The organism is Herbaspirillum autotrophicum (genome assembly GCF_001189915.1).
GTDB lineage: Bacteria > Pseudomonadota > Gammaproteobacteria > Burkholderiales > Burkholderiaceae_D > Herbaspirillum > Herbaspirillum autotrophicum.
This window is the reverse complement of record NZ_LFLS01000070.1, coordinates 1-5,748: the sequence shown is the minus strand read 5'-3', so window position 1 is coordinate 5,748 and position 5,748 is coordinate 1. Positions and strand designations below refer to the sequence as shown.

The following is a 5,748-nucleotide window of genomic DNA, read 5'->3' as shown; positions in this document are numbered from 1 at the left end:
CAATATTTCTTCAAACCACGGATCGGCAAATCGGTCGGTATCAGCAAGGCGCCGCTCTTGAGTTCATCCTCGATATACAAGCGCGGCACCAGCGCGATGCCACGACCATAACAGGCTGCCTGAATGATCATGGAAAACAGATCATGGCGCGGCCCGCCCACCGGGTTGAGGCCCTGATACCCTTGCTGATCGAACCAGTGACGCCAGGCATCTTCCCGCGTGTTCTTGTGCAGCAAGGGATAGGTCGCCAGTTCATCCACGCTGAGTTGTGCTTTTCCGGCCAGCAATTGCGGACTGCATACCGGCACCAGTTCTTCATCGAACAATAATTCCTGCGCGTTGCCGGCCCAGGCCGGGTGCTCATAATGTACGGCAGCGTCGAATACCGAATCGCCAAACAGAAATGGCAGCGCCCGTTCGCTGAGGTTGACCACGATTGCCGGATGCAAACGACTGAATGCCGACAGCCGCGGAATCAGCCATTTGGTGGCGAAGGTCGGAATCACTGCCAGCTCCAGAATCTGCTGCCCGTCCTGATACGCCATGGCACTGAGCGTGTTGCGTTCAAGCCGGTTCAGGTCCTCGCGCACATGGACGTAATAGGCTTTGCCGATATCGGTCAGCTGCACCCGCTTTTTAATCCGATGAAACAGACGCAGCGCCAGAAAATCTTCCAGCCCGGCGATCTGGCGACTGATCGCGCCTTCGGTCAGCGACAATACCTCTGCCGCGCGTGAGAAATTTTCATAACGCGCGGCCGCCTCGAAGGCCATCAATGCGGTAATGCTGGGAATCTTTCTACGCATCGACGGCTATCGCGCTCATTGTTTCCTGGCGAAGGCGCAAGTGCCGCTGGCCATCGATGGATAAGCCTCGTCACCCGGCACGGTCGCGCGCACGTGATAGTAGTCCCATGGCTTCTTCGATTCCGCCGGCGTCTTGACCTGCATCAAATACATGTCATGCACCATGCGGCCGTCGGCGCGAATCTTGCCGTTCTTGGTATAGAAGTCATTGATCGGGGTTTCTTTCATCTTTTTGATGACCGTTTCCGCATCATCGGTGCCGGTGGCCTTGATGGCATTCAGGTATTGCATGGTCGACGAATAGTCGGCAGCCTGAATCGACGATGGCATTTTGCCCACGCGTTTGTAGAAGCGTTCAGACCACTTGCGGGTCTCGTCGTTGAGGTCCCAATAGAACGCTTCCGTGATGTACAGCCCCTGCGCCGCCTTCAGACCCAGTGCATGGACATCATTGATGAACATCAGCAGGCCGGCGAATTTCTGCTTGCCGGAATTGAGCATGCCGAATTCGGAGGCGGTCTTGATCGAATTGATGGTGTCGGCGCCGGCATTGGCCAGACCGATGATCTTGGCACCGCTGGTTTGCGCCTGCAACAGATAGGACGAGAAATCCGAGGTATTGAACGGATGCTTGACGGCGCCCACCACCTTGCCACCGTTGGCATCCACCACCGCTGTGGTATCGGCCTGCAAGGAGTAACCGAAGGAATAATCGGCCGTCAGGAAATACCAGGTAGTGCCGCCCTGCCTGACAATGTACTTGCCCGCCACATTGGCCATGGAGGCGGTATCGTGGTTGTAATGCACACTGAATGGCGTACAGTCTTCATTGGTCACGCGCGTGGTGCCGGCGCCGTTGACGATGGCGATCCGCTTTTTCTCGGCCGCCACCTTGATGGTAGCCAGTGCCGTGGCCGAACCGGAAATATCGGTGATCATGTCAACCTTGCGCTGGTCGATCCACTCGCGTGCCGTGGAAGAGGCAATGTCGGCCTTGTTCAGGTGATCGGCAAAAATCACTTCGATCGGCTTGCCATTGACCTTGCCGCCGAAATCCTCGACCGCCATCTTCACCGCTTCCACCGCGCCTTTGCCGGCGAAGTCGGAAAACGTGCCGCTCATGTCGGTCAGCACGCCGATCCGCACCACGTTATCGGAAATGCCTTGCGGCTGTGCCATGGCAGTGCCATGCAACAAGCCGGAACAAACCACTGCGCTGATGGCCTTGAGCGCCAGGGAACTGCCGTTATGCTTGAGAACCTGTTTGATTTTCATATGTGTCTCCTGAATGAAAAAATGAGATATCGGACTGCAATCGCGCCGCATACCGCATCTGCGGACGAGCCATCGCCCGCGACGACAGCGCAGATCATCGCTTTCTTGTTTTACGTGCCTGAAAACCCGGCGGTCGCGGCAGGATGCCGGCCGCGACCGCCGGAAAGTGCTAGTCGCTGCGGCCGCTTGCGGCTGCGGCATGTTCGCCGGCGATCTTGCCGAACACGGCGCCGCGCATGACCGAGGTGGCGCCGGTATACACCTGGTAATACAGTCCTGCGGCTTCACCGGCGGCATACAGACCGGCAATCGGACGACCGTCATGGTCGATCACCTGGGCCTGCTTGTTGGTCTTGACACCGCCGTAGGTGAAGCAGATGCCGGGAATGATCGGATAGGCATAAAACGGTCCGGCGCTGATCGGCCGCGACCAGTTCGACTTGTTGATATCGAGGCCCCGGGTCGCCAGACCATCGGCTTCCAGCGGTTTGAATTCACCATCGGTGCAGGCGTTGTTGTATTCCGCGATGGTGCGCATGAAGGCCGTCACCGGCAAGCCGCACGCAGCGGCCAACTGTTCCAGCGTGTCTGCCTGGATCGCCGGCTGATCGGTGCGGATGCTCTTTTTCCAGTTCGGTACATCGTTGATGCGTTGATCGAACACCACGTAGGCGATGCCGTCCGGCTGCTCGCCGATGTCGCGTGAGATATGGTCGTAGTGCAAATCGACCGGCCCCGGCGCTTCATCGAGAAAGCGCTTGCCGCGCTTGTTGATCAGCACGCCATAGGTAAAGTTCATGACCAGTGCTTCGGTGGCGGCCGAACGCGGGTCCAGCGGTTCGGCGTGATACGAGCTGAAATCGCCGGCCGGTGCGGCACCGGCGGCCAGCGCCATGCGGATGCCTTCGCCGCGGTTGTAATAGCCGCCGCGCGCCACCGGTCGTACAAATTTGGCGCTGCTGCCCAGATATTGCGTCAGCATTTCCGGGTTGCCTTCAAATCCACCCGACGCGATCATGACATTGGTCGCCGCCAGTTGCTGTTGTTCGCCGCCGGCATCGGTCACGGTCACGCTGAACGCACCGCCTGCCATGCCGCGTTCCATTTTGGTCGCCGTCGTCCGGTAGCGGAATTCAACGCCAATCTTTTGCGCCTGCGCCAGCAACGCCTCGATCATGGCCAGCCCGCCGCCCACCGGCATCAGACGCGGCGCGGCGGCGGTCACAAAGTAAGTCGGCAAAGTATCGAAGCGCACGCCGAAGCTTTTCAGCCACTGCACGGTCGGCCCGGCCAGTGCCGACAAGGTTGAAATCAGTTCCGGATCCGGCATGCCATGCGCCTTGACGTAGGATGGCCAGTTGGCATATTCCCCCGCCACTTCCTGCACGATATTCGGATCCAGGTTGTAGCCGGCATTGCTGATCAGCAGCTCTTCAAAATCATCGCTGACTTCGGTATCGCTTTTCATGCGGAAATACGATTCGGTCCAGCGCGTATTGCCGCCGAATTCTTCCGGCACCGAACGTTCCAGCACCAGCACCCGCGCCCCGGCCGTAGCGGCCGCAACCGCCGCCGACAAGCCCGAGATGCCGCTGCCGATCACCAGTAAATCCCATCCTGCTGCATGTGTATTCATGTTGCCCACCTGTTCTGTTGCGGCACCGGCGCGCCATGCCTGCGCATGACGGCCGCGTCCTGATTGCTGCGATTACTGCGGTTGCTGCGATTGGTCCCGGCGCGGCTTATGCCGCACATGGTATACCGATCAATACTTGCGGATGAACGGATCAGGCATGTCGAGGTCGGTCGAGATCCAGACGCTCTTGGTCTCGAGGTATTCCTTGACCGCTTCGATCCCGCCTTCCCGTCCGGTGCCGCTGTCCTTGTAACCGCCGAACGGCGTGGTGAAGCTGGTGGAACGATAATTGTTGACCCATACCGTGCCGGCCTTGATTCTGGAGGTCATCAACATGGCCCGGTGCAGACTGGTAGTCCACACTCCCGAGGCGAGGCCGAAGCGAATATCGTTGGCGATGCGGATCGCATCTTCCTCATCCTTGAACTTGATCACCGACAACACCGGACCGAATACTTCTTCCTGCGCAATGCGCATGCTGTTGTCGACATCAACGAAGATCGTCGGCTCGACGAACTGACCAGCGCCGAAGCCTTCGCCGGTGCGGGCATTGCCGCCGAACACGCAACGTGCACCTTCATTCTTGGCAATCGCAATATATTCCATGACCTTGTCGAATTGCGGACGCGTCGCCACCGGACCTACCTGCACGTCAGGCAAGGTCGGATCGCCGAGCTTGGCCTTGCTGGCGATGGCCACCAGCCGTTCGACGAACTCATCATGAATGCTTTCCTGCAACAGCAGGCGCGAACCGGCCATGCAAGTCTGGCCGCCGGCCGAGAAAATACCGGTTATCACCCCATTGGCGGCACGCGTCAGATCAGCGTCATCAAAAATGATGTGCGGTGACTTGCCGCCGAGTTCCAGCGATACGCGCTTGAAATGCTGCGCGCCGAGCACGTTCACCTTGCGTCCGCCTTCGTCGCCGCCGGTAAAGGCAATGCGCGGCACCTTCGGGTGCGTCACCAGCGGCTCGCCGACCTCACCGCCGAAACCGGTGATGACGTTGAATACGCCCGGCGGGAAACCGGCTTCGACAAACAGCTTGGCCAGTTCCAGCAGGGATACCGAAGTGTGTTCGGATGGCTTGGCAATGATGGTATTGCCGGCGCACAAGGCCGGTGCTACCTTCCAAGCGGTCAGCAACAGCGAAGAATTCCACGGCGTAATGGTAGCGACCACGCCCATCGGTTCGTAACGGGTATAGTTGAAGACTTTCGGCTTATCCATCGGAATCACCGCGCCTTGAATCTTGTCGGCCAGACCGCCGTAGTAATAAAAATACTTGGCCATGTAACGCACCTGACCGGCGACTTCGCTCTTGAGCTTGCCGTTGTCGCGGCTCTCGGCCAGCGTCAGGGTATCGGCATGCTTCTCGATCAGGCTGCCCAGCTTGTGCAACAGCATGCCGCGATCGGTGGCGGACATCTTGCCCCACGGACCTTCCATGGCAGCCGATGCCGCTTCCACGGCACGCTCGACATCGTCCTTGTTGGCCCGTGGCACTTCTGCCCACGGTTCGCCGCTGAACGGATCGAGTGAATCAAACCATTGACCGGAGAGCGGATCAACCCACTCGTTGTTGATGAATAACTGATAGCGCTGCGCCATGCGGGGCTCCTTGAAAGAATGAAATGCGTGCAGTTCTTGTTGTCGATGGAAAATTATTGATTTTTTGCCGCCCCGCTAGCAAACGAATAATAGTAATGAGGTTGTGCCGATTTGGAATCAACTCTGTTTCGAAGATCCGCGACACACGCCGCAAAGCCTTTGAAATTGCAGCTTTCGCCGTTTCCGGCAAAAATGCCTCATGAATTTTTTGCTGCGCTGCGGGCAAAAAAACATGTCGCCGGCAGCGCCGCACCTGTCAACGCCGGTGTCTGCCTTGTGAGGTTTACGCACAAGGTCATTCATTCTTATCGTTTGCGGTGACCGTTCAATCGACCAATACTTGCAGCCTGATGATGTCAGTCACAGCAAGTCGCGCGCTGCGGAAAATGACATCGCATCTTTCAATATTGTGGAGAGCGG

Annotated in this window: 5 protein-coding genes; 1 reads left to right on the top strand and 4 read right to left on the bottom strand. The window is 58.3% G+C overall.

Annotation, left to right across the window (positions count from 1 at the left end):
- From AKL27_RS26740 to AKL27_RS26725, 4 genes are all read right to left on the bottom strand, one after another.
- Positions 1-806 (bottom strand): LysR substrate-binding domain-containing protein (locus AKL27_RS26740; RefSeq protein ID WP_232311127.1); only part of this gene is annotated, 806 nt, incomplete at its 3' end.
- Positions 807-821: 15 nt separating this feature from the next.
- Positions 822-2,081 carry an ABC transporter substrate-binding protein gene (locus AKL27_RS26735; protein WP_050465950.1) on the bottom strand — a complete coding sequence of 420 codons (1,260 nt, stop codon included), beginning with the start codon at positions 2,079-2,081 and terminating at the stop codon, positions 822-824.
- Between the two features lie 169 nt (positions 2,082-2,250).
- On the bottom strand, positions 2,251-3,717 hold the full coding sequence (gene tcuA / locus AKL27_RS26730; RefSeq protein ID WP_050465949.1) for an FAD-dependent tricarballylate dehydrogenase TcuA: 1,467 nt from the start codon (positions 3,715-3,717) through the stop codon (positions 2,251-2,253).
- A 129-nt stretch (positions 3,718-3,846) separates the two neighbouring features.
- On the bottom strand, positions 3,847-5,328 hold the full coding sequence (locus tag AKL27_RS26725; RefSeq protein WP_050465948.1) for an aldehyde dehydrogenase: 1,482 nt from the start codon (positions 5,326-5,328) through the stop codon (positions 3,847-3,849).
- Between the two features lie 159 nt (positions 5,329-5,487).
- Between AKL27_RS26725 and AKL27_RS28055 the strand changes: the two genes are divergently transcribed.
- Entirely contained in the window at positions 5,488-5,649 is a 162-nt protein-coding gene (locus tag AKL27_RS28055; protein ID WP_157057136.1) for a hypothetical protein, read from the top strand.
- Positions 5,650-5,748: the final 99 nt, after the last annotated feature.